Below are 25,864 nucleotides of genomic sequence, written 5' to 3'. Positions count from 1 at the left end.
ACTACGGTCACGCGCATGCCCCGACGCCTCCCCCAGTTCCTCCTGCTGTCCGCGCTCGCGCTCGCGGCGCCGTCGAGCGCGGTGCTCGGCGCACCGCAGCTGGGCGAGGCCCAGGCCGAGGGCGCCGTGACCGCGTCGCAGCGTGGCGCCGGGCAGGGTGGCGCCGCCCAGAGCGGCGGCGCGCAGGGCGGCGTCGTCAGCGGCCCGGCGCCGCTCGCGCTCCAGAGCGCGTCGCTGACGCAGGACGGCGGCGTCCTCGTGTGGAGAGCGGCGACGACCGCCCGCTGGTCGCCGGCGTCGCTGCGCCGCGACAGGCAGTCGCTCTGCCTGCGGCTCGTCTACGAGACCTTCGCCGTCAACTCCCGCGACGTCTGCGTCCGCCGCAGAGGCGCGAAGACGACGCTGACGCTCGCGCGCGTGCTGCGCTCCGGCGGCCACGGACCGCTGCACGAGCTGACCGCGCGCGTGCGCAAGCCCAGCCCGCGCTCGCTGGCGGCGCGCTTCGCGCTCGACCGCGTCGGGATCCCGAACGGGACGACCGTCCGCTGGCGGGTGCTCGCGAGCACCGACGGCTGCGACGTCGGCCGCGCGGGCGACTGCTTCACCGCGCGACCGCGCGACGGCGCCGTCCTGCAGCTGAGACTGCCGAGACCGATCGGCTGCGCGCCGGCCGGCCCCGCGTACATCACCAGCGGCCCGCGCGCGCGCAAGCTGGTCGCGCTGACCTTCGACGACGGCCCGTCGAGCTACACGCCCGGCTTCCTCGACGTGCTCAGACGCAAGGGCGTCAGAGGCACCTTCTTCATGCTCGGCCAGCAGGTCGGGCCGAACGCCGCGATGGTGCGGCGGATGCTCGCGGAGGGCCACGAGCTGGCCGACCACACGTGGAGCCATCCGAACGTCTCCGCCGGCGGCTCGGCGGCGTCGAGCCAGATCACCTCGACCGCCAACGCGATCCAGGCGGCGACCGGCTTCCGGCCCTGCCACTTCCGCGCTCCGTACGGCGCCGTCAGCGGGGCGCTGACGTCGCTGGCGCGGACGCTCGGCTTCACGACCGTGCAGTGGGACGTCGACACGAACGACTGGCAGCTGCCGGGTGCCGGCGCCGTCTACTCGCGCGTCGTCAACCGGGTCCGCAACGGCTCGATCGTGCTGATGCACGACGGCGGCGGGCCGCGGTCGCAGGGCCTCGCGGCGCTGCCGCGGATCATCGACACGCTGAAGGCGCGCGGCTACCGCTTCGTGACGGTCGCCGAGCTGACCGGCGCGCCGTTCAGATACGGCTAGCCGCGCCGCGCGCGCGGCCCGCCAACGCAGGCGCCGCTCCGCCGCATCGTCCCAGCAAGTGATGGGATTTTGGTATCTTCTCGCGCGGCCTGGGAACATCCGTGTTCCAGAGCCGTCGAAGCGCCGAGAGCGCGAGACACTGCGACGGCCGCTCGGGGCGTCGCGCCGGCATCCGCTGCTGCGCGACGGGGACGGCCTTGGGGGAGGGCGATATGACGCAACCGGACGTCGGTGGGAAGCCGCGCCGCCAGTGGGCGCCCGACGCGCGTGCGCTGAACGTCGTCGGCGACCGCTGGCTGATGGTGATCGTGCGCGACCTCGCGGCCGGCCCGCTGCGACTGGACGAGCTGCGCCGCTGGCTGCCCGGCATCTCGGCGGGCGCGCTCGAGTCGCGCCTGGCGAAGATGGCCGACGAGCGGCTGATCGTCCGCCGCCGCATGCGCTCGCTGCCGCCGCGCGTCGACCTCGAGCTGACCGAGCGCGGCCGGGCGCTGCTGCCCGTGATCGGCGCGATCGCCCGCTGGGAGCTGCGCACGCAGTGGTCGCGTCCCCACGCCGACGAATGGGTCGACGTCGCGGCCTGCTTCCGGCTCGCGCCGTTCCTGCGCCCGATGCCCGACGACGCCGGCCCGCCGCGTGAGCTGGGGCTGACGATCGAGCACGGCGACGGCGCCGAGCACTACGCCTTCGTCGAGGTCGGCGGGCGCGCCCGCGTGGAGCGCCGTCGGGCGATCGCGCCGGCCGCCCGCATCAGCGGCTCGCAGGAGCAGTGGGTCCACGCGCTGAGCCCGGGAGACGGCTCGAACGGCCTCCGGATCGAGGGCGACGGCCCGCTCGCCGCCGACTTCCTCGCGCGCTTCGAGCGGCCGCGGCCGCCGGCAAGTTGATCGGCGGCCACCGTGTCCCCCACACGGTGGCCGCCGAAGCCGCGGGCCGATTCGAGGCGGCCTACGGGCGGACGGCGGCGACCGTCCGCCGCCGCGCCACGCGCGCTGATCCGGGGTAGAAGAGGCCGCGCGCGTGCGAGGGCGCGGCCTCTCCGGATCTGCGCAGCGGGTGGCGCGACGCGCGGAGCGCCGCCGTTCGCTGCCGATCGGACCTCGCGCAGGCGCGGGGCCGCCCGCCGTCGCACGCCCCGTGCAGGAGGGCGCAGGCGGCGGACGCGCATCCGGGCAGATGCTCGATCGACAGGTTTGGCTCGGTTTCCGATCCCATGATTAATCTTCGGATAACCGAAGAGCTTCCAGCATGCTTCGCTTCATCAGATGCCCGCTCGGGCACGATCCCCTCACGACTCGAAACCGCCGCAGCCGCGAGGTTTCGCGTTGGGCACGCTAACGCGCCTGGACGCCCGCGTCAACTCGTTAATTACGTCCAGATCACCGAATCGAACTCTGTATACAGACGCCTCCTGACTTTCTCGGTCGTAGCGGTTGTTCGCGTTCCTGACAAACGAATACTCATCTTTCAGCGTCGCGCCGGACGCGGGACGGGTGTCGCGCGGGACGCGGAACCGGACGCGGGACGGGTGTCGCGCGCACGCGGGCGCGCGAGAGCGGACTCCGCCGACGACTGGTCGGACCATTGCCGCCGATCGCCCCTGCTCTGGTACGGTCGTCGTTCCGCATCCCGGAAACGAGGTCAGCGATTCCCAGGCAGGCGAAGAGTCCCGCGATCGTGCAGTCCGTCGCGCGCGGCTTCGACCTGCTCGAAGCCGTCGCCGCCGAGGACGAGATCGGCCTCGTAGAGCTGGCCCATCGCACGGGCCTGCAGCCGAGCACGACCCACCGCCTGCTGGCGACCCTGATCGCCTGCGGCTACGTCGTCCAGAACCCGCAGACCAGCCGCTACCGGCTCAGCCACAAGGTCGTCGAGCTGGCCGGCGGCCAGGAGCACCGGATGCAGCGGCTGCGCACCGCGGTGCGCCCCCACCTGCTGATGATCCGCGACGCGACCGACGAGACGACCAACCTCTGCGTGCTCGACCGCTTCACGATCGTCTACGTCGACCAGGCCGAGAGCAGCCGCACGGTGCGGATGTTCACCGAGCTCGGCCGGCGCGTGCCGGCGCACGCCTGCGCCGCCGGGAAGGCGATGCTCGCCTTCGAGTCGCCCGACGTGCTCGCCGACCTGCGCCAGCGCGCCCCCTTCCCGTCGCTGACGCCCCACACGATCACCGCCGCCGAGGAACTGGAGGTCGAGCTGCAGCGGGCCCACTCGCGCGGCTACGCGATCGACCGCGAGGAGTTCGAGGACGGCGTCCTCTGCATCGCCGCCCCGATCTTCGGCTCCAACGGCGAGGTGCTCGCCGCGACCAGCGTCTCGGGCCCCGCCGCGCGCCTGCTTCGGCAGGACCTCTCCGAGCTCGGCGAGCTGGTGCGCGGCCGGATGCTCGAGGTCTCGCGCGAGCTCGGCTACGAGCCGACCTCGGGCACCGGCACGCCGGCGGGTGGCGCCGGCGCCTCGACCACCGCCCCGAGCGCGGTCTGACGGCCGGACGCGCCGCGCGCCCGCGTCCGCCGTGCCCGACGGCGCCGCGGCGCTCTGCCATCGTGCACAAGGCGCGACGACGACGTTGGACCCTTGGCGTCTTGCCGCGCCGCGCTCGCGCTGAGACAGTCGAGGCCATGACCACCGATCGCTCCGATGCGGCGGTCGCGGACACGCGGCTGTGGCATCCCTTCTCCGACATGGCCGCGGTGCGCCGCAGCGAGTTCCTGCTGACGCGCGGAGAGGGGGTGTGGGTCTTCGACGACGAGGGCCGCAGATACCTCGACGGCACGGCGAGCCTCTGGTACGCGAACGTCGGCCACGGTCGGCGCGAGATCGCCGACGCGGTGATGGAGCAGTTCGGCAAGCTCGAGGCCTACTCGGCCTTCGGCGACTTCACGACGCCGCCGGCGCAGGAGCTGGCCGCGCGGATCGCCGACCTCTCGCCGCTCGAGGACGCACGCGTCTTCTTCACGACCGGCGGCGGCGAGGCGCTCGACTCGGCCGCGAAGATCGCCCGCCGCTACTGGAATGCGAAGGGCAAGCCAGAGCGCGTCCACATCATCGGCCGCACCGGCGGCTACCACGGCACCAACGGCTACGGCACCAGCATCGGCGGGATCGAGGCCAACCGCTCCGGGTTCGGGCCGCTGATGCCGCAGACCTCCCAGGTCCAGTGGGACTCGCTGACGGCGCTGGAGGAGGAGATCCTGCGCGTCGGCGCCGACCGGGTCGCGGCCGTCTTCGCCGAGCCGGTGATCGGCGCCGGCGGCGTGCTGCCGCCGCCGGAGGGCTACCTCCAGGGCGTCCAGGCGATCTGCGAGGAGCACGGGATCCTGTTCGTCGCCGACGAGGTGATCTGCGGCTTCGGCCGCCTCGGCCACTGGTTCGGCTCCGAGCGCTTCGGCCTCACGCCGGACATGCTCACCTTCGCGAAGGGCGTGACGAGCGGGTACCTGCCGCTCGGCGGCGTCGTCGCCTCCGCGCGCGTCGCCGAGCCGTTCTGGGACGAGCCCGGGAACATGCTGCGCCATGGCGCGACCTACTCGGCCCACGCCGCCTGCTGCGTCGCCGGCCTCGCCAACATCGACCTGCTCGAGCGGGAGGGGATGCTCGCCGGCGCGCTGGAGCTGGAGTCGGTGCTGCTCGACGGGTTGAAGCCGTTCGCGGCCAACCCGCTCGTGAGAGAGGTGCGCGGCGGCGTCGGCCTGCTCGCCGCGGTCGAGTTCACCGCCGAGGCGCTGGCGAACGGCGCGCCGGCCGCCGCCTTCGCCGCGGCGCGCGAGCGCGGCGTGCTCGTCCGCGCCCTCGGACAGGGGATCGCCGTCTCGCCGCCGCTCAACATCACGCGCGAGGAGCTGGGCGTGCTCGCCGACGGCATCGGCGGCGCGCTCGACGCCGTCGCCGCGGCGTCGGTGGCGTGACGCCGCTCGGCGGGGCTGGCGCACCCGCGCTCGCCCCGCCACGTCGGCGATCGCGCTGACATCGATCGACACGCCCGCATTGGTGAAGACCTCTTCACTGTCGGAATGCGAACGTCGGCGGAAAGCGCCACACTGTAACCCTCACGGTGATTCCAACGCGGGTCACCTGTGAGGGTTTTTCAAAGCGTGACGGCTTCTCCCCCGAGGTCGTCACGGGCCACGCCGCCCCGCGTGGCTCCCCGGCCGGTCGCGCTCCCCCTGGCGCGGCCGGCCCCTTTTTTCGGGAAGAGCCGACCGGCGAAGCGTGGCGGGCGCCGCGGCGGCTCAGCCCGCGGCGGGGGCGAGCAGCTCGCGGCCGTGGGGTGCGTCGAGGTCGAGCTGCGGCCCCTTCGGCACGATCCGCGTCGGGTTCAACTGCGGATGGGTCATGTAGTAGTGACGCTTGATGTGGTCGAAGTCGACCGTCTCGGCGATGCCCGGCTGCTGATAGAGGTCGCGCAGGTAGCCGGAGAGGTTCGGGTAGTCGTCGATGCGCCGCCGGTTGCACTTGAAGTGACCGACGTAGACAGCGTCGAAGCGCACGAGCGTGACGAACAGCCGCCAGTCGGCCTCGGTGATCGCCGATCCGAGCAGGTAGCGGCGCTGCGCCAGCCGCTCGTCGAGCCAGTCGAGCGAGTCGAAGAGCGCGTCGAACGCCTCCTCGTAGGCCTCCTGCGTCGTCGCGAAGCCGGCGCGGTAGACGCCGTTGTTGACCGTCTCGTAGACGCGCTCGTTGATCGCGTCGATCTGCTCGCGCAGCGGCTCCGGGTAGAGGTCGACCGACGCGTCGCCCCACGCGTCGAAGGCCGACCCGAGCATCCGGACGAGGTCGGCGCTCTCGTTGTTGACGATCCGGCCGCGCTCCTTGTCCCACAGCACTGGGACGGTGACGCGGCCATCGAAGGTCGGGTCGGAGGCGAGGTAGGCCTCCGACAGGTAGGCGAAGCCGTTGACCGGATCGGGCTCGTTGGGCAGGAAGCGCCAGCCGCGCTCGTCGCGGATCGGGTCGACGACGGTCAGGCCGATCGCCTCCTCCAGCCGCTTGAGCTTGCGCACGATCACCACCCGCGACGCCCATGGGCAGGCGAGCGAGACGTACAGGTGGTAGCGGCCCTTCTCCGCCGGGTAGCCCGTCGAGCCGTCGCCGCTGACCCAGTCGCGGAAGCGGCTCTCCTGGCGCCTGAAGGCGCCCCGCTCGTCGGACTCGCTCGGGAACTGCGCGGCGCTGGTGGACGTCATCGGCACGACCCTCCGGAATGATTGCGTACGCAACCATCTTAGCGAGCGCTGGCCCTCGCCCGGACGCGCGCTGACCAGCCGGCGCGCCCGTGACTCAGCGGGCGCGCCACCCGCGAGCAGGCTCAGCGGGCGCGCTGCTCGCGGCGGACGCGCTCCCAGCCGCGCCGCGCGCGCGGGAACCAGCGCAGGCGGTCCGGCAGCAGCGGCCACAGCGCCCTGACGACGCGGCCGAGGAGCCGCAGGCGACGCTCGTCGCGGTCGGTCCAGACGAGGCCGAGCTTCGCCCGGGCGACCGGCGGCATCGTGCCGGCGGCCAACCACATCGAGCCGCCCATCACGAGCGGGCGCAGCGCCCACCAGACCGGCCGCGGGATCCAGTCGTACGGCGCCGCGATGTCGCGCCGGCGCGCCGGGTCGAGCGACCAGCGGACCGGCTCGGTCAGCGTCAGCACCTCCTCGACCGTCCGCTTCCAGTAGGCGCGGAAGGCGGGGAGGTCGGGCGGCACCGGGCGCATCGAGAGGCCGTACTGGGCGTACCACTGGACCGACTCGGCGTAGATCCGCTCCTGCTCGGCCTCGGTCAGCGGTCTGCCGAACAGCTCGCGCATCACGATCTGCGACTCGAAGAAGGTGGCGTGCGCCCAGTAGTAGACGTCGGGCTGGAGCGCGTGGTAGCGCGCGCCGTGCTGGTCGACGCCCTTGATCTCGCGGTGGTAGTCGCGCACGGTCGCGCCCGTGGCGAGCGCGCCGCCGCCGTCGTAGACGACGCCGAGGATCGGCGAGGCCGAGCGCAGCAGGCGGTTCCACGGGTTGGCGAAGTAGTCGGAGTGCTGCCCCACGCCGGCGCCGATCGCCGGGTGCATGTTCTGGAGGATCCCCGCGCGGCCGATCAGCAGCAGGCCGCGCAGGTCGCCGAAGCACTGCCAGGTGAGCGAGTCAGGGCCCAGCGGAGCGGGCCGCTCGTCCCCGGCGGCCCGCTCCGCGCCCCGCGCCCCCGTCTCGGCTGTCGCAGCAAGTGACATGGTGCGTTGTCAGCTTAGGGTGTGACAACGCGCGCTGTCAAATGGAGGGGGGCGGCTCAGGCGTCCCGCGAGCTGACGGGCGCGGCGGCGAGGATCAGCCGCACGACGTGGGCGACGAGCCGCTCGCGCGAGATCGAGAGCGTCCCGTCGAGCCAGCCCGTGAAGAGGTGGGCGAGCGCGCCGACGAGCGCGACCGAGGTCACCTGCGCGTCGACCGCGTCGGGGCCGCCCTCCGCGCCGTCGCCGTAGATCGCGCGGATCTGCTCGACCAGCAGCGCGGCGAAGCTCGGGATCAGCTCGACGCCCGCTCTCGTCAGCCGCTCGTCCGCGAAGACCTCGGTCAGCAGCACCCGGCCCCGGCGCGGGTCGTCCTGCAGCAGGTCGACGAAGGCGTCGACGGCCGCCGTCGCGACCGCGACCGGCTCCGGCGGAGCGGCGGCGACCGCGGCGGCGATCGCGTCGCGCGCCTCGGCGGCCGTGCGCGTGTGGACGGCGAGCAGCAGCTCCTCGCGGTCGGCGAAGCTCTCGTAGAAGTAGCGCTCGGTCAGTCTCGCGGCGCGGCAGACGCCGCGCACGGTCAACTGCGCCGCGCCGCCGGTCCCGACCAGGTCGTAGCCGGCATCGAGCAGGCGCCTGCGCCGCGCCGCCCGCCGATCCTCGAGCGTCTGCCCTCCCCAGGTCCGCTCAGACTCTGCCGCCACCCCGCCATCATCTCAGCCGCGCCTGCGGCCGTGCGAGCCCGCCCGCGCGCCCGGGGCGACGCGGCGAGCGACTACGCTGGCGGGCGATGCCGTCCGCGCCCGTCAGCTGGCCGCCCGCCGAAGGCGAGGAGTTCGCCGGCGAGGTCGTCATCCGCAACCGCCGCTTCGCGAACGAGGACAGCGGCTTCGCGGTCCTCGACGGCGAATGGGACGGCGAACGGATCGTGCTGGTCGGGCCGCTCGTCCACCTCGAGCTGAACGAGCACGCGGCCGTCGCCGGCAGCTGGACGATCGACCCGCGCTACGGGCCGCAGGTGAAGGTCCGCGAGGCCCATCCGGTGACGCCGGTCGACGACGCCGCGCTGACCGCCTACCTGCGCAGAGTCCGCCACGTCGGGCCGCGCCGCGCCGCCGCGCTGCTGGACGCGTTCGGCGGCGAGGTGCTGAGCGCGATCGACCACGACCCGAGAGCGGCCTTCGAGCGCGCCGGGCTGCGGCCGCAGCGAGCCGCCGAGGCGGCCCGCTCGTGGGACGCGCTGCGCGCCACCCGCGGCCTGCACCTGCTGCTCGCGCCGCACGGGCTCGCCCATCTCGCGAGCCGCATCCACCAGCACTACGGCGACCGCGCGTACCGCGTCGTGCGCGAGCGGCCGTACGAGCTGACGAGCGTCTTCGGCGTCGGCTTCGCGACCGCCGACGCGATCGCGCGCGGGCTCGGCGCGCCCTCCGACAGCCCGGCCCGCGCGCGAGCGGCGATCCTGCACGCGCTCGGCGAGGGCGAGCGCGACGGCTCGACCTGTCAGCCGGCCGCCGCGCTGCTGATGCGCACCCGCGAGCTGCTCGACGGCTCCTCCCCGCCCGCGGGCTTCCTCAACGAGCTGGCCGACAACGGCGACGTCGAGCTGGAGCAGGACGACGAGGCGGTGTGGGTCTACCGCGCCGAGACGGCGCGGCTGGAACGCGAGCTGGCGGAGCGCGTCACCGAGCTGCTCGCCAGCGACCTGTCGGCGAAGCTGAGAGATCCTGTCGAGCCCGACGACGCCGGCGCCGAGGGCGTCGAGCTGACGCCGGAGCAATGGGCCGGCGTGCGCGGCGCGTTCGTCCACCGTCTCTCGGTCGTCACCGGCGGGCCCGGGACCGGCAAGACCGCCAGCATCCGCGAGATCGGCCAGATCGCGCGCGAGCAGAGAGCGAGCGTGCTGCTGGTGGCGCCGACCGGCCGCGCCGCGCTGCGGATGACGGCGGCGACGCAGCTCGACGCGTCGACCGTCCACTCGGCGCTCGGCTGGATCCCCGGCGAGGGCCCGGTCCACGACGAGGACCTGCCGCTCAGATGCGACCTCGTGATCGTCGACGAGACGTCGATGGCCAACCTCGAGCTGCTCGTGACGCTGCTGCGCGCGATCGGGCCGGGCACGCACGTCGTGCTCGTCGGCGACGCCGACCAGCTGGCGCCGGTCGGGGCCGGCAAGCCGTTCGCCGAGCTCGTCGCCTCCGGCCGCGTGCCGACCGCGCGGCTGCAGCATATCTTCCGCCAGGCGGCCGGGTCGATGATCGTGCAGGGGGCGCACGCGATCCGCGAGGGTCGGGCGCCGTCGTTCGTGCGCGCCGAGGGGATGCGCCACGACCTCTTCTTCATCGCGCGCGCCGACCCGGTCGCCGCGCGGGAGGAGATCGTCTCGCTCGTCAGCGCGCGGCTGCCGAGACACTACGGCGTCGACCCCCACGGCGACATCCAGGTGTTCGCGCCGGTCTATCGCGGCGAGCTGGGGATCGACGCGCTCAACAGATCACTGCGGGCGGCGCTCAACCCGGACGGGAGAGAGGTCGGCAACGGCCGCCTCCGGATCGGCGACAAGCTGATGCTCGTCGGGCGCAACCTGCACGAGCTGGGCGTGATGAACGGGACGCTGCTGCGCCTGCTCGACGAGCTGGCGCCGGCCGAGCGCGACGACGAGGACGAGCCCGGCGAGGAGGAGGGCGGCAGCGACGGCGCGCGAGCGGCGAGAGGGGGCGACGGCGGCGGCCTGCTGGTCGGCGTCGACGGCGGCGCGGTCGTGCGGATCCCGCAGGCCGAGGTCGGGCAGCTCCAGCTCGCCTACGCCTGCTCGGTCCACCGCGGGCAGGGGATCGAGCTGCCGATCGCGATCGTCGTCGCCCACCCCGCGGCGGGCGGCCGCTTCCTGCGCCGCGAGATGCTCTACACCGCGATCACGCGCTCGACGATCGCGACGATCGTCGTCGGGACGCCGGAGATGGTCGCCCGCGCCGCCCGCACGACCGACGCCGGCCGCCGCCACAGCCGCCTCGCGCAGCGGCTGGACGTGCTGCACGGGTAGGGGCGGCAGGCGGCCGCCATCGCGAGGCGGCGCGCGAGCAGCCGTTCCGCGCACCCCGTCCGGCGCGGTCGCGGCCGGCCGGCGGAGCGCCGGGTGGCCGCGTACGATCCCTCGCGATGTCCGACGACCACCACGACGATCTCGCCGCGCTCGGCGCCGCCGCCGACCGCTGGGCGGCCGACGGCGAGCGGCCGGCCGTGCGCGCGGCCGCCGACCGCTGGGCCGGGCACGTGCTCGCGACGCTGCTCGGCGGGCTCGCGCTCGCCGCGCTCGGCGGGCTGACCGGCGTCGTCTCGCTCAGCCTGCCGGCGGTCGTCGTCGGCCTGCTCGCCGCCGGCGGCGCGGCCTTCGCGCTGACGCGCCTGCATGAGCAGGCGACGCGCCGAGAGGCGGCCGAGGCGTCGGCGCGCGAGGCCGCTCGGACGGCCGCGCGCCGCGAGCTGACGGCCGCGCTCGACGGGGCGATCGCCCACGTCGACCGGCTCGACGCCGAGCGCAGGCAGCTCAACCAGAAGGTCGCGAGGCTGGAGCGCAGGCTGGCGGCGAAGGAGCGCAAGCTCGCGAGAGTCCAGGCGTTCGACGCCGAGCGCAGAGTCCTGGAGCCGCCGCCGCCCGAGCCGATGGCCGGCCAGCTGACCTTCGACGCGGTCGCCGAGTAGCGCGCCGCGAAGCGCCGAACGCCCCGCCGCAGCGGGGCTCTCGTCTGAGGAGCCGACACCCGGACTCGAACCGGGGACCCCTTCGTTCCGAGGTTTGGACGGAGTGTTCGGCGCGATCTCGTCGGGTTCGGATCCGGCGGTGTGTCGGGCCGTCGGTGGCGCTGGCGTTCGGGGCGGTCGGGAAGTGCATTGCCCCACGCGGCGCCCCGCCTATGCGAACGTCAGGGCCGCGTCGTATCCGCGTAGGCGCGAGGCGTTCTCGCCCGCGTCACCGACTTGTCGCCGTAGCTACGGACGGTCCCAGCGGTCTGCATCTCGATCACATGGGCCCAGCGATGCACGACATCCCGTATGTAATTGTCTTCGACCGTGTGCCACGAGCGGCGAAATGCCCGCCGACTGACAACGGCAACCGTGGTTCCATGGTGTTCCAACTCGCGGGTATGAACAAACGGCATCCGGTTGTCGTAGGTAACGAGCACGCACGGCTCAAAATCGATCAGCGCCTTGAAGAGCGCGCCGTCTTTACGTCCGTTCAATCTCGCGTCGAGAACCGCGATGGCGTTTGCTCGACCGCGGCGCTGCAACTCGAACGACAGCTTGCGGCTGATGTCCTCGTCGATGACGAGCCGTCGCGTCTCAGGCCGCGATGGCTGCGGCGATGTCGTGCTCGTATCCGACGGCGTCATCTATCTCGCCGTCGGTGAGTCCGTATTCGTCTCGCAGCGCCTCACGGCCTCCATCGGTGGAGGCGAGACTAGCGACAAGCGAGGTGGGAATGCGCCGACCACGAATCACCGGTACACCGGAATGCCGTTGGGGGTCAACTTCGATGTGGTCGCGGGGGCTCTCCAGGGCGACCCAGCCGCCGCGCGACAATGCATCGCGGATCTTTCTAAGAGCCGGAAGCGTCTTGGGAATCAAGTCGTGCCTCGGCTTGTCGACCGAAACGTGGATGCCCCGGTCAGGATCGCGGATCGTCACGAGCGATCCATCGTGTTCAAGCGGAGCATTCGCCAGCGGCCAAGGCCCGCAGTACCGCCGAAGCTCATGCACCACCTGCTTGATCTCCGCAGGCGTCTTCCCTTGCTCCACGAGGTAGTGCACGAGAATTGCTTCGCCAGCATCCGCGTACGAGTAGATGTTCGGCCTCTGACTGACCGAAGGAAGGATCAGCTCCTCGCGCGCCCAGCGCCCGATTCGCTGAGGCGTCACTCCAGCGAGCCGGGCGACATCGCCCGCCGTGTAGTAGCCGATTGCTGATGGTGCCGCCGCCATAGCACAGGAAATCCTACCCACACCTACTTTCCTGTCGAGCTACTTCCGCGTCGTTCCGACAACGCCTGCATTGCAACAGGTGCGACGGACCGGAGCTCGATCACTCGCCAGCGCCTCGTCCACGACCGTCGTGTCGATCGCTTGACTCTGATGTAGGCGCGAAGGACGAGAACGCCGCTCTCGGCGTGGCCGAGATGGGCGGCGAACCGCACGGGTGAGGAGCCGCGCTCGGCGGTGAGGCTCGCCATGCCGTGACCATCGCCCACCGGACGGCAGCGGTCGCGCGACTATCCCGAAACGCCGAAAGCCCCGCCGCAGCGGGGCTTTCGTCTGAGGAGCCGACACCCGGACTCGAACCGGGGACCCCTTCATTACGAGATTTGGGCGGGGCTGTCGGAGCGGTTCGCTGGGGTTCGGTGAGGCCGGTGGGGCCGGGCGATTTTGTGTGCTCGGCGTTCGGTGCAGTTCGGGGGCGGTGTTGCCCCGGGTGTTGCCCTCTAGACGAACAACGCTACGAGTGCCAGCAGCAGAGATCCGACGGCGACGAACAGTGCGAGCCATCCGAGGCGCACCTGTCGTGCTGCGAGCATCATCATTCGCTCTTGCTGGCGGTCTTGCTCGCGAAGCCGCTCTCCATACAGCGTTGCCGCTTCCTGCACCGAGCGGTTCGCTTCGTCCCAAGCCTTCGCATTGACCCGTTGGGCCATGGCGAGCCCAAGGATGATGGTTGCCCAGAGGGTTATGCGGGACATGTCAGCCTCTGAGGGGGACCCGGTATATCCAACGGTCGCCAACGCGCTCGCGCACTCCCCCTGATCTCCGCATTGCTTCTTCGAGCTGAGCTTCGACTGCCTCTCGGGAACCGCCTCGCTTCTTCAAGGTGAGGTTCACAATCGCGTCAGCATCGATCTCCATGCTTTGGGACTGGATCGTCGACCGGAACGTGTTGGCATCCAAAATGCCGGATACCACCGCCATCTCTCCGTAGACGCTGGACTCCGCAAACGCCGCTGCCATTTCTTCTTGCTCGACGGGCGTCAATCCTTCGGACAAGGACCTCTCGGCCAACTCCAACGCCCGCTCCTCTGCGGCGGCCGCCTGCGCCCCATAGTCCGGGAAGTCCTGCATCAGCTCGTGAACGACTCTCCATGTGATTCTGGCGTCATCGACGACGTTCGTGGGGTCGATGCCCGCACGCTCACATGCGGCAAGTCGATAGCGGCGGGCAAGGTGCAGCGCGCCGGTCTTGTCTTCGCATTCATGAAGGAGGAACGGCATGCCGTTCTCGCCGTCATGGAGGTCTTCGCCCACCGGCACAACGGCGCGAAGAGCTTCGGCAAAAGCAAGTCGAGTGCCATCGTGCTCGGTAATCCAGGTGACCTGAAACTCCATCATGAGGTTGATTATTGCTGGCCGTCCGGAGGGCAAAGCGGATCGCAGCGGAACGTCGTCTCCGGGAGAGGCCAGACCAACGCCTCATCCACGAACGTCGGCGTGTCGATCACGTCGGTTCTGATGTAGGTGCGCAGCGCGAGGACGCCGCCGTCGGTGTCGCCGAGATGGGCCGCGATCTGTGCAGGGAGAAGCCACGCTGCGCGACGAGACTAGATGGCCACGGGCAGCAGGATGGTGAGGATGGAGTGCGATGCCGAAGGCACGAGCGACCTCTCTTCTCCCAGCTTGTTCATTCGACGGAGAAAGGCCGGGCGAGAGATACTGCAGCCACAGAACAGGCCGGGAGATCGCGCTGAACCACGATGCGCGTGCCAGCGCGTTTGCATTGCGCCCGTCGGGCTGCTGGCTCGTCTACGCTCTTGGATATGAAGGGTCGGGATGCGCTGCACCTGAGACTCAGACTCGAAGGCCCGTCGGTGGCAGACCATCTGCTGCCTTTGTCGGAGCTTCAGCGTGTCGCCGAAAGACTGCGTGGCACCTTGCGGAGCATTGCGATCGTCCTGACTGACTACGGCCCCAGTGGTCGAGGTGGGCGAGTTAGAGGCTTCATCGAGCGATCCGTTGACCTCAACGTCATCGGCGGCGCCCGAGCCGGCAGCTTCGTGCTGGAGATGGCAACGCCTGACGCCTCCACCACGGATCAAGAGGGCTTGATCCCAGATGTAGATCCCCGATTGGGAGATGAGGCGCTCAGGGCGTTTATCGACGGGTTAGACCATTTGTCTGACGACACGGTCGAACTGCCGCGCGGCTACGACCGAGGCGTGCTGAAGGCGATCGACGGGTTTCGGCAGACGTTCCGTCACGGGATCGATCGAATCGTCTTCACGACCTCGGTCCACGGCGTTTCCCAAACGACGACCCAGCTCGATCCGACGCGTCTCCGGATGGCGAGACAGTTGGTCAGACGTCCGTATCGTGCCCATGCGACGGTTGAAGGTGCTTTACGGATGGTCGACGACTCGACTCTGGAATTTCGCATCGAGCAACCGTCCACTCAGAGAGTGAGCTGCTACTTCGACGAGAAGGACCGCGAAACGGCCTGGGCCGCTGGCCACGGGAGAAAGTACGTCCGCGTCTCGGGGATGGGTGAGTTCTTCCCAGGCGAGTCGCGCCCTCGGAGATTGCACGCAACGAGCATCGCCGTTGTCTACGAAACGCCAACCTTCGATACCGAGCTGTTTTGGAGACGAGAGTCCGTCGCCGAGCTTGCCGCAGCTCAAGGCGTGGAGGCGTTCCGCCGACGCGATGCGGACGACGACTGGTACGACGACGATGAGGCCGATGCTCTCATCGCGGCGATCGAGGACGAGAGCTAACCGCTGTGGCGATCGTAGCCGTTGGGGAACATGAGGACTACGTCCTTGTGGACACGACTGTCTTTATCTACCTCGCGCGAGGCCAGGAGAGAGCGCAGCGCTTCCTTCCCTACGTCGAAGGACGGCGAGTCGTTCTCTCTTTCGTTAGCGTGGCGGAGCTTTGGCGGGGCGCGTATGCGCAGCAGTACGGGGTGGCCCGCAGACGGCGTCTCGAATCAGACATCGCGGGCACCGTGGTCGTCCAACCGACCGAGGACCTCGCCCACGAATGGGCACGTCTGTCCAACGAGGCACGTGGCATGAGTCCAGGCCATGCCCTCGGCCAGAAGGCGCAGGCGCACGACGCTTGGATTGCCGCTACGGCTCGCCTCTACAAACTTCCCTTGCTTACTGAGGACAGCGACTTCGCAGGAATGCCGGGGCTCAGTCTGCTGCTCGACGATCCGGTCCGCTAGCCGGCGGCCAACGCCTCATCCACGAACGTCGGCGTGTCGATCGCCTCGGTTCTGATGTAGGTGCGCAGCGCGAGGACGCCGCCGTCGGCGTGGCCAAGGTGGGCGGCGATCTGTGCGGGAGAGTAGCCGCGCTCGGCCATCAGGCTCGCCATGCCGTGACGAAGGCCGTGCGGGGTCGCTGACGGGATGCCGGCGCGTCTCGCCGCCGGCTTGAAGACGCGGCGGCGGAAGTTGTGCGGATCGAGGGCGGTGCCGAAGGTGCTGGCGAAGATCGCGTGCTCGTCGCCAGCCCACTCGACGGAGGAGCGCCGGAGGGTCAGGCGGCGCAGCGTCTCCGGCGAAAGCGGGACCGCGCGGATGCCGGCAACCGTCTTCGAGCGACGCACGTGCAGGACGAGGCGTCCGGCGTCGTCGGGGCCGAGGTCGCCCCACGTCAGCGCGAGGGCCTCACCGATCCGCAGACCCGTCGCGGCGAGCAGGTAGGTGAGGTCCGCATGCTCCGGTGGCATCTCGGCGAGCAGGGCGCGCGTCTGGTCGGGCGTGAGGCGCTTGGAGCGCGCAGCGCGCTCGCCGGGCACGACGACACGGATGCCGGCCGCCGGGTTGCGCGTGATGCGACCATCCTCGTACGCCGTCGCGAGCATTGCCCGCAGCGGGGCGTAGTAGCGCCGAACGGTCGCGGGCGCGTGGCCCTCGCCGGCCATGTGCGCAATGAAGTCGCGCAGGTCGGACGGACTCAGCTCGTCGAGCTTCAGGGTCGGCAGTTCGCGCCGGAAGTAGGGCACGATCACACGCGCGACCACGTCGGCGTAGCTCGTGCGCGTAGTTGGAGCGAGCCCTTTCGAGGTGCGGCCCCTGTAACCGTCGAGCCAGCGCTCCGCGAAAGCGACGAACGGCTCCCGCGAGGTCGGCGCTGTACCGCCGACCGCCGTCTGCGCCTTGAACCGGCGCGCCTCCGTCAACGTACGGAAGCTCCGCTTGCGCTGGCGCCCGCGATGTCGCCACACGACCATGTAGCGGTTCTGCTTCCGGTAGACGCCGGCATGGCCAGTCGGCTCCAGCCGGCGCGGATCGGACGCTTCAGCGGCCATCGAACCGGATCGTCACGGAGAGTACGAACCGCCGCCGCGCAGGAAGGCGTCCAGCTCGTCGCGGTGGTAGAGCACGCGGCGCCCGTCCTTCTCGTGCGGGATGGTGCCCATCATCGTCAGCTTGCGCACCCGCGACACGGGAGCCCGGAGGTATTCGGCCGCCTCCTCCGCTCGCAGCCAAGGCGTCTGCACGCGCTCGCGCGCCGCAGCCAAGTCCGCCACGGGAGCGGCCGCAGCTTCGAGGAGGTCGTCGGGAAAGTCCGCTGGATTCGGCATGGCGAGAAGCCTGCGAGGCGGTAGTGACGGCGTTCGGTAGCACCGTCATTCCTCGGCCTCCTTCGTCAAGCGTTCGGCGAGTGCGAGCAGCTCTGAGGCGGGGATCGAGAAGCCGTCGGCGATTCGCTGCAAGGTGGGCAGTGTCGGACTGACCTCCCCACGCTCTACTGCGCCCACGTAGTTGCGGTGCAAGCCTGCGGCGAAGCCGAACGACTCCTGACTGAACCCGTGCCGAGCCCGCAGCACGCGCACGGCCCCGCCGAGCCCCAGCGCCCGCCCGCGAGCGGGGCGCCTGCCCGAACACCCTCGGTCACGAGGCGACATCCTGACCTCCGTGTCAACCCAAGTACCTATGACTATGGTCAGAATGACTACCTACTGGGGTAGAGGCAACAACGGATCACTGGGAGTTTGCGAGGCGCATGAATCGCCCCAGTCGCTCAGCGCGCGAGCGCCTCGCTCAAGCCGTCTACGAGATGCGCACTCGCCAACGCCTCTCACAGGAAGCCGTCGCCGACCGTGCCGATCTCTCGCGCAACTTCGTCGGCATGGTCGAACGCGGCGAGGTCAGCCCGTCTTTCGACAACCTCGCGAAGCTCGCCGACGGCCTTGGAGTTCGCCTGTCCGAGCTGATGCGTCTCTACGAGAGCCGAAAAGACGGAACAGACTTCGAGTAGCTCGACGACCGGCCACACCAGACGGCCCGGAAGACAGTCCGAAAACGACCGAATGTCGTCCATACCGGCGGGTAACCTGAAAAGCCCGAATGGACTTGGCTCGCAACGAACGTGACGCCACCCGGAGGTTGGAGGGCCAGGCAGGATCACACCATCGCCCTCCAAGGTCGCGAACGGCACAGCCAATGTAGAACACCTCATGCACCTGCTCGACTGCTTTGACAGCGCTTCGACGCTCGCATCAATCGGCCGGGCGATCGGTGTCGAACCGGACCACCTGGCGGACGCGATCCACCGATACGACTCGGCGCGACTCGCGGATTACCCGTACGAAGACGTCGCCCTCTCGGTGCTCACGGATCTGGGAACAGACCTGAGCCAGGCGCGCTTCGACGGCGCCTGTTTCTTCCACGGCACGCGAGTCGTCAATCCGAGCACGTTCAGACGGCGCGGGCTGCTGCCGCTCGATGTGATGCTGGACGAGACTTGGCAGGTGCTGCGCATTCTCGCCGAGGCGTCGCACAAGGAGTGGGAGGCATTCCGAGCCACCATTGAGAGTGACGGCGGAGGGCACGACGGCTACCTCTATCGGCTGAAGACTCACGACGCCATGCATCACGGTCCGCAGGCGCATCTCGTGCGGGAGGTACACGTTGATCTTCCGCAGAGCAGCCACGACTACCTGAGCTGTCCCGAAATCGTCCAAGACATCTCTCGCTGCTACGAGGTCGCCGACCTGGAAGCACGCTTCGTCGAAGCATCGACGCCTTGCATCGTGAAGTTCTGGGCACCGTGCGTCTCGGCATGGCATGTCGAAACGGCGTTCTGTTTCCTCCACGCGCGGCTGAGCGGAGAACCCCTCGGTTTCTCATCATGCGGCGGCTTCGACGGCAGCGGCACGGCAGTTCCGCCCGAGGCGATCATCGACGTTGAGGTCGTCGAGTCTCCGCCCGTGGCGTAGGTGGGGGCCAACCCCCTCGCCGGGGATCGGCAGCCGCAGAGGGGGTGGGTTTCTTTCTCGTACGGGTTGGAGGGGATGACTCCTCGCCCTCTCGCACCGAGCCGCGTTGCCCCATCCGTTGCCCCAACGCCCCTAAAACGCCCTTAGAGCGTCAAAGAGCACGGCCCCGAAAACGCCGAAAGCCCCGCCGCAGCGGGGCTTTCGTCTGAGGAGCCGACACCCGGACTCGAACCGGGGACCCCTTCATTACGAGTGAAGTGCTCTACCAGCTGAGCTATGTCGGCAGACCAGCCGGCGCAGACCCGGCGGGGCGCACATGGTAGCCGACCGGCGCGTGCGGCGGCAGGGTGAAGAGCCGGGCCGGGCGCTCGGAGCAGCCTGCGCGGGCACTGGACACCGGTGTTACAGTGCGACTCAGAATGTCACTTCGTCGCACACGGCTGCCGGCGGCCTCGGGCTCCGACTCGCTCGACGCCGGGCGGCGGGCGCGGGAGCTGGAGGCGCTGGCGGACGGGGAGAGCGTCGACGTGCTGGTCGTCGGCGGCGGGATCACCGGCGCCTGGACGGCGCTCGACGCCGCGACGCGCGGGCTGTCGGTCGCGCTCGTCGAGCGGGGCGACCTCGCGAGCGGGACGAGCCGCTGGAGCAGCAAGCTCGCCCACGGCGGGCTGCGCTACCTCGCTCACCTCGACTTCGGGCTCGCGTGGGAGTCGGCCGCCGAGCGGGCGATCCTGATGGACGTCAGCGCGCCGCACCTGATCCGGGCGCTGCCGATGCTGATGCCGCTCGGCGACTCGATCGGCCGCGCCGCCGGCGCCAAGCTGGAGGCCGGCATCCGCATCGGCGACCGGATGCGCGCCGCCGCGGGCACGAGCCGCCGCCGGCTCCCGCCGATGCGGCGCATCTCCGGCGAGGAGGCGCGGCGGCTCGCGCCCGCGCTCAGCGACCGCAACCTGCGCGGCGCGATCCTCCACTGGGACGGCCAGATCGAGGACGACGCGCGGCTGGTCCTCGCGGTCGCCCGCACCGCCGCCGCGCACGGCGCGCGGATCCTCACCTACGCGCGCGCCGAGCGGCTGACCGCCGACGGCGCGACCGTCGTCGACGAGCACGGCGGCGGCCGGCTCGCGATCTCGGCGCGCCACGTCGTCAACGCGACCGGCGTCTGGGCCGGCGAGCTGAGCGGCGGCATCGAGCTGCGGCCGAGCAAGGGCGCCCACCTGCTCGTGCGGGCCGACCGCCTCGGCGAGCCGCGCGCCTCGATCAGCGCGCCGGTCCCCGGCAACGACGGGCTGCGGCTCGTCTTCGCGGCCCCGCGCCCCGACGGCCTCGTGCTGATCGGCCTCACCGACGACCCCTACGACGGCGACGGCTCCCCGCCGGTCGCGCCCGGGGTCGACGCAGCCGAGGAGCGCTTCCTGCTGGAGAGCGTCAGCCGGGTGCTCGACCGGCCGCTCGCCTCCGACGACGTCGTCGGCCGCTACGCCGGCCTGCGCCCGCTGCTCGCCGGTGCCGCCGACGAGACGACCGCCGACCTCTCCCGCCGCCACGCCGTGCTCGACCACGGCGGCGTCCTGACCGTCGTCGGCGGCAAGCTGACGACGGCCCGCCGCATGGCGCAGGACGTGCTCGACGCGATCGCGTCACGCCCGGGCGCGAGCGCCGGCCCGTGCGTCACCCGCCGCCTGCCGCTCGTCGGCGCCCCGCCGCGCGGCAGCGCGCCGGCCGCCGGCGAGCTGCCGCCGCCGCTCGTGCGCCGCTACGGCGCCGAGGCCGGCCGCGTCGCCGCGCTCGCCGACGGCGACCGGCGCCTGCTCGACCCGATCGCGCCCGACGTCCCCGTCTCCCGCGCCGAGCTGCACTTCGCCGTCGCGCACGAGCTGGCGCTGACCGTGGAGGACCTGCTCGACCGGCGCACCCGCATGGGGCTGGTGCCGGAGCGGCGGGAGCGCGCGCTCGCGGCCGCGGGCGAGGCGCTGGAGGCCGCCGCGGCGGCTCAGGGCGCGAGGTAGCGGTCGAGCATCCGCCGCAGCTGCTCCAGCTCCGGCTCGCGCGCCGCCTCGGCGCCCTCGGCCAGCGTCTGCAGCACGAAGCCGCGCAGCGCGAGCTCGATCGTCCGCGCGACGATCGCCGGGTCGCCGGCGGCGATCGAGCCGTCGGCGACGCCGTCGCGCAGCTGGCCCTCCAGCGACGCGACGACGGCCTTCTGGAAGCTGCCCAGCCGCGTCGTCACGTACGGCAGCAGCAGCTCGGGGTCGACGTCGACGATGCGGAGGAAGAGCGGGTTGCGGGTCAGGCGGTCGCAGCCGCGCACCGCCCCCTCCACGAGCCGCTCGCGGGCGCTTCCGAGCTGACCGGCGTCGCGGTCGACCTCGGCGATGATCGCGGAGAACTCGCGCGTCATCAGCGCCTGGATCAGCGACGTGACGTCGGGGAAGCGGCGGTAGAGCGTCATGCGACTCACGCCGGCCCGCCGCGCCACGTCGGTCACGGTCGTGCGGCGCACGCCGACCGCCAGCACGCAGGCGCGCGCGGCGTCGAGCAGCTGTTCGTCTTCGACCGCGCGCTGGGTCACGCCCGGGATCACAGCAGACCGGCACGACGCCCGCCGCCAGCCGCGCGCTCCCGCGTCGGCGGCCGCTGCCGCGCGCCACGCGGCCGCCGCGGCGCGTCGCGCGATGACGCCGCGCGTCGCGGCCGGGCCGGTCCGTGCCATCCTCCACGCTGTGATGCGCGTCATCGTCCCCGCGGTGCGATACGTCCTCCCGCTCGTGTTGACGGCGGTCGGCGTGTGGCTGCTCGAGACGCGGGCCGACAAGTGGGGCGGCCTCGGCGTGATGCTCATCGGCACGGCGGTGATCGTGCTGATGCTCAACCTCCTCTTCCGGCTCAGCATCAGGTCGAACGACGAGCGCTCGCGCGAGGAGGCCGCGCGCCGCTACTACGACGAGCACGGCCACTGGCCGGAGGGCTACTACTAGCGGCCGCGCCCGTCGGAGCGCCTGCGCTCCGTCAGGAGGGCGCCCGACGTCCGCCGCTCAGCTCAGCAGCGCCTCGAGCCGGTAGGCGAGCGTCTCCAGCGCCAGCTCCTCGGTGACGTTGGAGCGCAGGCGCCGCCGGGTCTCCTCGACCAGCTCGACCGCCGCCCGCAGTCTCTGCGCGTTGCGGCCGTCGGCGTCCTGCTGGAGCGCGTCGACGCGGTCGGTGTGGTGGAGCAGCTCAGGGGTGCTCCAGACGAGGCAGGCGACGTCGCGGAACCACAGCGAGGCGATCTGCAGGCCGAGATCGAGGGCGCCGGTCTCGACGCGCCGTCTCGTGCGGCGGATCCGCTCCGCGTATTCGTTCTCCAGCCGCCGTCTCTCTCTTCTGGAGACGACCTCGAGCTCCTCGGCCAGCTGCGCCTCCAGCGCCGCGACCGCATCCTCCCCGCGCCGTCTCTTGACGGCCAGCAGCTCGCTCCACGGCTTGGCGGCGCCGACCTCGCCGGCCAGCGCGGCGCGCGCGAACCGCTCGCCGCCGGCACGCAGCGCGGGCCCGTCGCCGAGCGCGAGCTCCAGCGCGCGCTCGCCGTCGCCGAGCGCCAGCCGCGCGCAGGCCCGCGCCTGCTCGGGCGGGATCCCGTGGCGGCCGACGCGCTCGGCCAGCTGCTCGGCCGACAGCGCGTCGAAGCGGACGAGCTGGCAGCGCGAGCGGATCGTCGGCAGGACCTCGGCGAGCCGGTCGCTGAGCAGGACGATGTGGACGAACGGCGCCGGCTCCTCCAGCGTCTTGAGCATCTTGTTGGCGGCCTGATCGATCAGCGTGTCGGCGCGCTCGATCACGAAGACGCGCCTGGCGGCCTCGAACGGCGTCATCGCCGCCGCGGCGACCACCGGCTCCTCGATGTCGCCGACGAGCATCTCGTGCGCGCCGCTCGGCGTCACCCACGTCAGGTCCGGGTGGGTGCCGTGCTGGACGCGGGAGCGGACGCCGTCGGGATCGGGCGCGCCGTCGGCCAGCAGCTCGGCCGCGAAGGCGCGCGCCGCGGTCCGCTTGCCGCTGCCCGACGGGCCGTGGAAGAGGTAGGCGTGCGAGGCGTGGCCGCCGGGGGCGAGCGCGGCGCCGAGCGTCGCGCGCGCGTTCGGATGGTGCTCGGTGCCGGCCAGCGCGGTCATGCGCGAGCGAGGGTAGCCCACGCGCTCGCGCGGCGGTCCGGCGGCGCGCACCGGGACGCCGCCGAGCCGCGCGGGAGCGCACCGCGACCGGCGCTCGGCCCGCGCCGCCTGGGTAGCGTCCCCGCATGGCTACCAGACGCCCCATCTCAGGTCAGGTCGTGCTCGTGACCGGCGCCGCCCGCGGGATCGGTGCCGGAACCGCCCGCGCGCTCGCGGCGCGCGGCGCGAAGCTCGCGCTCGTCGGGCTGGAGCCCGACGAGCTGGCGAAGGTCGCGGCCGAGTGCGGCCCCGACGCAGCCTGGTTCGAGGCCGACGTCACCGACACGGCCCAGGTCGAGGCCGCGGTCGCCGGCGCCGTCGAGCGCTTCGGCGGCATCGACGTCGTGATCGCCAACGCCGGCATCGCGACCGGCGGCACCGTCCGCTCGATCGACCCGGCCGCGTGGGAGCGGGTCGTCGAGGTCAACCTGTTCGGCTCCTGGCGGACGGTCCGCGCCGCGCTCCCGCACGTGATCGCGCGGCGCGGCTACGTACTCCAGATCGCCTCGCTCGCCGCCGTCGCGCACGCGCCGTTCATGTCGGCCTACTGCGCCAGCAAGGCCGGGGTCGAGGCGCTCGCCGACTCGCTGCGGACCGAGGTCGCCCGCCACGGCGTCGACGTCGGCGTCGCCTACTTCTCGTGGATCGACACCGACATGGTGCGCGGCGCCGACGAGCGCGCCCAGTTCGGCGGGATGCGCGAGAAGATCGCCGGGCCGTTCGGCAAGACGTCGTCGCTGGAGGAGTGCGTCGACGGCGTCGTCGACGGGATCGAGCGGCGCCGTCGCTGGATCACCGTGCCCGGCTGGGTGCGCGCCGCGCTGCTCTTCCGCGGGCCGCTGTCGCCGCTGCTCGACCGCGCCGGCCGCAGAGACGTGGCGCCGGTCGAGGACGCGATGCTGGCGGCGATCGAGCGCGACGGCGCCGCCGCGGTGACGGCGCCGGTCGGCGCCGGCGGCGACGCCGACTCGAGGGCGCGCGCGAGCTGACGCGGTTCGCCGTCGGGCGCGCCGCGAGGCGACGCGCCCCGCCGCCCGGCGCCGGCTAGTGCGCGGCGGCGCCGGCGCCCGCGTAGCCGTGCGGGTGCTGCTGGGCGAACGCCCACGCGTCGGCGACCATGTCGCTGAGCGACTTGCGCGGCGCCCAGCCGAGCTCGGCGCGGATCTTGCCGTTCGCGGCGACCAGTCTCGGCGGGTCGCCGGGGCGGCGGCCGGCCTCCTCCGCCGGGACGTCGAGCCCGGTCACCGCTCTGACCGCCTCGATCACCTCGCGGACCGAGTAGCCGTCGCCGCTGCCGAGGTTGAAGATCCGGTGCTCGGAGGGCCGCGCCGCGTCGAGCGCCAGCACGTGCGCGTGCGCGAGGTCCTCGACGTGGATGTAGTCGCGCACGGCGGTCCCGTCCGGCGTCGGGTAGTCGGTGCCGAAGATCTTCACCGCCGGCTGCAGCCCCTGGGCCGCGCGCAGCACGTTCGGGATCAGGTGCGTCTCCGGCTCGTGGTCCTCGCCGAGGCAGCCGCTGGCGCCGGCGACGTTGAAGTAGCGGAGGCTGACGGCGCCGAGCCCGTGGGCGCGGCACTCGTCGGCGATCATCCCGTCGACGGCGAGCTTGGAGGCGCCGTAGGCGTTGACCGGTCTCGTCGGGGTCAGCTCGTCCATCGGGACGACCTCGGGCTCGCCGTAGACGGCGCAGGTCGAGGAGAACACCAACCGCTGCACGCCCGCGGCGCGCAGGCCGTCGAGCAGGTTGAGCGTGCCGAGCACGTTGTTGCGGTAGTACAGCTCCGGTCTGGCGACCGACTCCGCGACGAGCGCGTACGCGGCGAAGTGGAGCGCGCCGTCGAAGCCCTCGGCGACGCCGTCGCGGACGGCCTCCCCGTCGCAGAGGTCGATCTCCAGCAGGCGCGCCCCCGCGGGGACTGCCTCGCGGTGGCCGCGCTCGAGGCTGTCGAGCACGACGACCTCGTGCCCGGCGTCCAGCAGCTGCTGGGCGACGATCGATCCGATGTAGCCGGCGCCGCCGGTGACGAGAAGCTTCATGGCGGGTTTGTAACAGACGCGCCTCACGGCCCCCTGCGATCGCGAGTGCCGCGGGGCGACGAGGACCGCGGGCCGCGCGGGCGGCGCGGGCGATCATCTAGCATCCCCCGTCCGCGATGACGTCCCGCGCCCGCATCCTTCGCGTGCTCGCGCTCGCAGCCGCGCTCCTGCTGCTGCCGGCGGCGACGGCGCTCGCCGACCGCGCGACCTACGACCGCGTCTCGGACGCCTACTCGCAGAACGCCGGCCAGCTCGACGCCTGCTGGTTCTCGCAGGCCGACCTGGAGGCGGCGCTGGCCGGGATCCCGAGAGCGTTCGAAGGCGTCATCCCCGACCTCAGAAGAGCGATAGAGGACGGGATCGCCGCCCACAGAGCCGGCGACTGCGAGGGGATCGAGCCGACCGGCGGACCGGCCGCCGCGGAGACGCCGCCCGCCACGACGACGCCGACGACCCCGACCGACGCGGGGGCCGTCCCGCCGGCCGACGCCGGCGCCGGCGCCGCGCCCCCGCCCGACGCGGGGGCAGCTCCACCGGCCGACGCGGGCGCCGTTCCACCGGCCGACGCGGGGGCGACGCCGCCGGCGGCGGAGGCGCCCCAGCAGGTGACGACGACGCCGGGCGTCCAGCCGCCGGGCGAGAAGCGCTCGACGACCCCGCTGGTGATCGGCGCCGCCGCGCTCGCAGCGCTGCTGCTGCTCGTCCTGCTCGTGTGGGGCTGGGCGCGGCTGCGCGGCTGGGACCCGACCTGGGCGGCGCGCGCACGGCACGCCTGGGGCGAGGCCGGCTTCCGCGTCACGAGCACCTGGGCCGAGTTCTCCGACTGGCTGCGGCTCGGCCGCTGAGCGCCGCTCCCGGCGCCGCGATGGCGCGTCGGCGCCATCCGTCCAGCATCGGCGTGAAGATCCCGCAAACAGCGGGG

Annotated in this window: 27 protein-coding genes and 1 tRNA gene; 14 read left to right on the top strand and 14 right to left on the bottom strand. The window is 72.0% G+C overall.

Annotation, left to right across the window (positions count from 1 at the left end; genetic code table 11):
* The first annotated feature begins 15 nt into the window (after positions 1-15).
* The 4 genes from BDZ31_RS05785 (at position 16) to BDZ31_RS05770 (ending at position 5,201) form a co-directional block, all read left to right on the top strand.
* Complete coding sequence (locus BDZ31_RS05785) at positions 16-1,287, top strand: polysaccharide deacetylase family protein (RefSeq protein ID WP_183339879.1); 1,272 nt, start codon at positions 16-18, stop codon at positions 1,285-1,287.
* A gap of 212 nt (positions 1,288-1,499) precedes the next feature.
* Positions 1,500-2,174, top strand: coding sequence for a winged helix-turn-helix transcriptional regulator (locus BDZ31_RS05780; protein ID WP_183339877.1), 675 nt, complete (start codon positions 1,500-1,502; stop codon positions 2,172-2,174).
* Between the two features lie 790 nt (positions 2,175-2,964).
* Positions 2,965-3,777 (top strand): IclR family transcriptional regulator domain-containing protein, encoded by an 813-nt coding sequence (locus tag BDZ31_RS05775; protein WP_183339863.1) that lies wholly within the window; start codon positions 2,965-2,967, stop codon positions 3,775-3,777.
* A gap of 137 nt (positions 3,778-3,914) precedes the next feature.
* A complete protein-coding gene (locus BDZ31_RS05770; RefSeq protein ID WP_221242818.1) occupies positions 3,915-5,201 on the top strand; it encodes an aminotransferase family protein in 1,287 nt (428 codons plus the stop codon).
* Positions 5,202-5,525: 324 nt separating this feature from the next.
* Here the strand turns inward: BDZ31_RS05770 and BDZ31_RS05765 are convergent, their stop codons facing one another.
* The 3 genes from BDZ31_RS05765 to BDZ31_RS05755 form a co-directional block, all read right to left on the bottom strand.
* Positions 5,526-6,479, bottom strand: coding sequence for a glutathione S-transferase family protein (locus BDZ31_RS05765; protein ID WP_183339861.1), 954 nt, complete (start codon positions 6,477-6,479; stop codon positions 5,526-5,528).
* Between the two features lie 122 nt (positions 6,480-6,601).
* Complete coding sequence (locus BDZ31_RS05760) at positions 6,602-7,501, bottom strand: oxygenase MpaB family protein (protein WP_183339859.1); 900 nt, start codon at positions 7,499-7,501, stop codon at positions 6,602-6,604.
* Between the two features lie 56 nt (positions 7,502-7,557).
* Positions 7,558-8,202 carry a TetR family transcriptional regulator gene (locus BDZ31_RS05755; protein ID WP_183339857.1) on the bottom strand — a complete coding sequence of 215 codons (645 nt, stop codon included), beginning with the start codon at positions 8,200-8,202 and terminating at the stop codon, positions 7,558-7,560.
* A gap of 86 nt (positions 8,203-8,288) precedes the next feature.
* On the opposite strand from BDZ31_RS05755, the gene recD2 reads away from it, so the two are divergent.
* A complete protein-coding gene (gene recD2 / locus BDZ31_RS05750) occupies positions 8,289-10,541 on the top strand; it encodes an SF1B family DNA helicase RecD2 (protein WP_183339855.1) in 2,253 nt (750 codons plus the stop codon).
* 116 nt (positions 10,542-10,657) lie between these two features.
* Positions 10,658-11,200, top strand: coding sequence for a hypothetical protein (locus tag BDZ31_RS05745; protein ID WP_183339853.1), 543 nt, complete (start codon positions 10,658-10,660; stop codon positions 11,198-11,200).
* A gap of 221 nt (positions 11,201-11,421) precedes the next feature.
* On the opposite strand, the gene BDZ31_RS05740 is transcribed toward BDZ31_RS05745, so the two are convergent.
* The 4 genes from BDZ31_RS05740 to BDZ31_RS05725 form a co-directional block, all read right to left on the bottom strand.
* The gene (locus BDZ31_RS05740; protein ID WP_183339851.1) at positions 11,422-11,889 is read right to left on the bottom strand and encodes a hypothetical protein; all 468 of its coding nucleotides are present in this window, start codon (positions 11,887-11,889) and stop codon (positions 11,422-11,424) included.
* Positions 11,840-12,478, bottom strand: a complete 639-nt coding sequence (locus tag BDZ31_RS05735; protein ID WP_183339849.1) for a DUF433 domain-containing protein — start codon at positions 12,476-12,478, stop codon at positions 11,840-11,842. Before BDZ31_RS05735 ends, BDZ31_RS05740 begins: the two co-directional genes overlap by 50 nt.
* A gap of 497 nt (positions 12,479-12,975) precedes the next feature.
* Positions 12,976-13,230, bottom strand: coding sequence for a hypothetical protein (locus tag BDZ31_RS05730; protein ID WP_183339847.1), 255 nt, complete (start codon positions 13,228-13,230; stop codon positions 12,976-12,978).
* A 1-nt stretch (position 13,231) separates the two neighbouring features.
* Complete coding sequence (locus tag BDZ31_RS05725) at positions 13,232-13,870, bottom strand: hypothetical protein (protein WP_183339846.1); 639 nt, start codon at positions 13,868-13,870, stop codon at positions 13,232-13,234.
* Between the two features lie 428 nt (positions 13,871-14,298).
* Here BDZ31_RS05725 and BDZ31_RS05720 point away from each other — a divergent pair, with 428 nt between their 5' ends.
* Together BDZ31_RS05720 and BDZ31_RS05715 are read left to right on the top strand one after the other, a co-directional pair.
* The gene (locus BDZ31_RS05720) at positions 14,299-15,252 is read left to right on the top strand and encodes a hypothetical protein (RefSeq protein ID WP_183339844.1); all 954 of its coding nucleotides are present in this window, start codon (positions 14,299-14,301) and stop codon (positions 15,250-15,252) included.
* A 5-nt stretch (positions 15,253-15,257) separates the two neighbouring features.
* Positions 15,258-15,707 carry a PIN domain-containing protein gene (locus BDZ31_RS05715; protein WP_183339842.1) on the top strand — a complete coding sequence of 150 codons (450 nt, stop codon included), beginning with the start codon at positions 15,258-15,260 and terminating at the stop codon, positions 15,705-15,707.
* Here the strand turns inward: BDZ31_RS05715 and BDZ31_RS05710 are convergent.
* The 3 genes from BDZ31_RS05710 to BDZ31_RS05700 are packed head-to-tail and all read right to left on the bottom strand — an operon-like array spanning position 15,704 to position 17,326.
* Positions 15,704-16,798 (bottom strand): tyrosine-type recombinase/integrase, encoded by a 1,095-nt coding sequence (locus tag BDZ31_RS05710; RefSeq protein ID WP_183339840.1) that lies wholly within the window; start codon positions 16,796-16,798, stop codon positions 15,704-15,706. The genes BDZ31_RS05715 and BDZ31_RS05710 overlap by 4 nt on opposite strands.
* 12 nt (positions 16,799-16,810) lie before the next feature.
* Positions 16,811-17,074 carry a helix-turn-helix domain-containing protein gene (locus BDZ31_RS05705; RefSeq protein WP_183339838.1) on the bottom strand — a complete coding sequence of 88 codons (264 nt, stop codon included), beginning with the start codon at positions 17,072-17,074 and terminating at the stop codon, positions 16,811-16,813.
* 45 nt (positions 17,075-17,119) lie between these two features.
* Positions 17,120-17,326, bottom strand: coding sequence for a helix-turn-helix domain-containing protein (locus BDZ31_RS05700; RefSeq protein ID WP_343075526.1), 207 nt, complete (start codon positions 17,324-17,326; stop codon positions 17,120-17,122).
* Positions 17,327-17,496: 170 nt separating this feature from the next.
* Here BDZ31_RS05700 and BDZ31_RS05695 point away from each other — a divergent pair, with 170 nt between their 5' ends.
* Together BDZ31_RS05695 and BDZ31_RS05690 are read left to right on the top strand one after the other, a co-directional pair.
* Positions 17,497-17,751 carry a helix-turn-helix domain-containing protein gene (locus tag BDZ31_RS05695; RefSeq protein ID WP_183339834.1) on the top strand — a complete coding sequence of 85 codons (255 nt, stop codon included), beginning with the start codon at positions 17,497-17,499 and terminating at the stop codon, positions 17,749-17,751.
* A 199-nt stretch (positions 17,752-17,950) separates the two neighbouring features.
* Positions 17,951-18,712: a hypothetical protein gene (locus BDZ31_RS05690; protein WP_183339832.1), complete on the top strand. Its 762-nt coding sequence runs from the start codon at positions 17,951-17,953 to the stop codon at positions 18,710-18,712.
* Between the two features lie 211 nt (positions 18,713-18,923).
* On the opposite strand, the gene BDZ31_RS05685 is transcribed toward BDZ31_RS05690, so the two are convergent.
* Positions 18,924-18,996 (bottom strand) — tRNA-Thr (locus BDZ31_RS05685).
* Between the two features lie 135 nt (positions 18,997-19,131).
* On the opposite strand from BDZ31_RS05685, the gene BDZ31_RS05680 reads away from it, so the two are divergent.
* Complete coding sequence (locus tag BDZ31_RS05680) at positions 19,132-20,724, top strand: glycerol-3-phosphate dehydrogenase/oxidase (RefSeq protein ID WP_183339830.1); 1,593 nt, start codon at positions 19,132-19,134, stop codon at positions 20,722-20,724.
* Here BDZ31_RS05680 and BDZ31_RS05675 read toward each other — a convergent pair.
* Entirely contained in the window at positions 20,709-21,287 is a 579-nt protein-coding gene (locus BDZ31_RS05675; protein ID WP_221242817.1) for a TetR family transcriptional regulator, read from the bottom strand. The genes BDZ31_RS05680 and BDZ31_RS05675 overlap by 16 nt on opposite strands.
* Positions 21,288-21,441: 154 nt before the next feature.
* Here BDZ31_RS05675 and BDZ31_RS05670 point away from each other — a divergent pair, with 154 nt between their 5' ends.
* Positions 21,442-21,693 (top strand): hypothetical protein, encoded by a 252-nt coding sequence (locus BDZ31_RS05670; RefSeq protein WP_221242816.1) that lies wholly within the window; start codon positions 21,442-21,444, stop codon positions 21,691-21,693.
* A 57-nt stretch (positions 21,694-21,750) separates the two neighbouring features.
* On the opposite strand, the gene BDZ31_RS05665 is transcribed toward BDZ31_RS05670, so the two are convergent.
* Positions 21,751-22,866, bottom strand: a complete 1,116-nt coding sequence (locus BDZ31_RS05665) for a DNA polymerase III subunit (RefSeq protein WP_183339824.1) — start codon at positions 22,864-22,866, stop codon at positions 21,751-21,753.
* Positions 22,867-22,991: 125 nt separating this feature from the next.
* Between BDZ31_RS05665 and BDZ31_RS05660 the strand changes: the two genes are divergently transcribed.
* A complete protein-coding gene (locus BDZ31_RS05660) occupies positions 22,992-23,894 on the top strand; it encodes an SDR family oxidoreductase (protein ID WP_183339822.1) in 903 nt (300 codons plus the stop codon).
* Between the two features lie 55 nt (positions 23,895-23,949).
* Here BDZ31_RS05660 and galE read toward each other — a convergent pair whose 3' ends face one another.
* The gene (gene galE, locus BDZ31_RS05655; protein ID WP_183339820.1) at positions 23,950-24,942 is read right to left on the bottom strand and encodes a UDP-glucose 4-epimerase GalE; all 993 of its coding nucleotides are present in this window, start codon (positions 24,940-24,942) and stop codon (positions 23,950-23,952) included.
* A gap of 116 nt (positions 24,943-25,058) precedes the next feature.
* On the opposite strand from galE, the gene BDZ31_RS05650 reads away from it, so the two are divergent.
* Entirely contained in the window at positions 25,059-25,787 is a 729-nt protein-coding gene (locus BDZ31_RS05650; protein WP_183339818.1) for a hypothetical protein, read from the top strand.
* Positions 25,788-25,864 lie beyond the last annotated feature (77 nt).

The organism is Conexibacter arvalis (assembly GCF_014199525.1).
Taxonomy (GTDB): Bacteria; Actinomycetota; Thermoleophilia; order Solirubrobacterales; family Solirubrobacteraceae; genus Conexibacter; species Conexibacter arvalis.
This window is presented reverse-complemented; position numbering and strand designations above follow the sequence as displayed.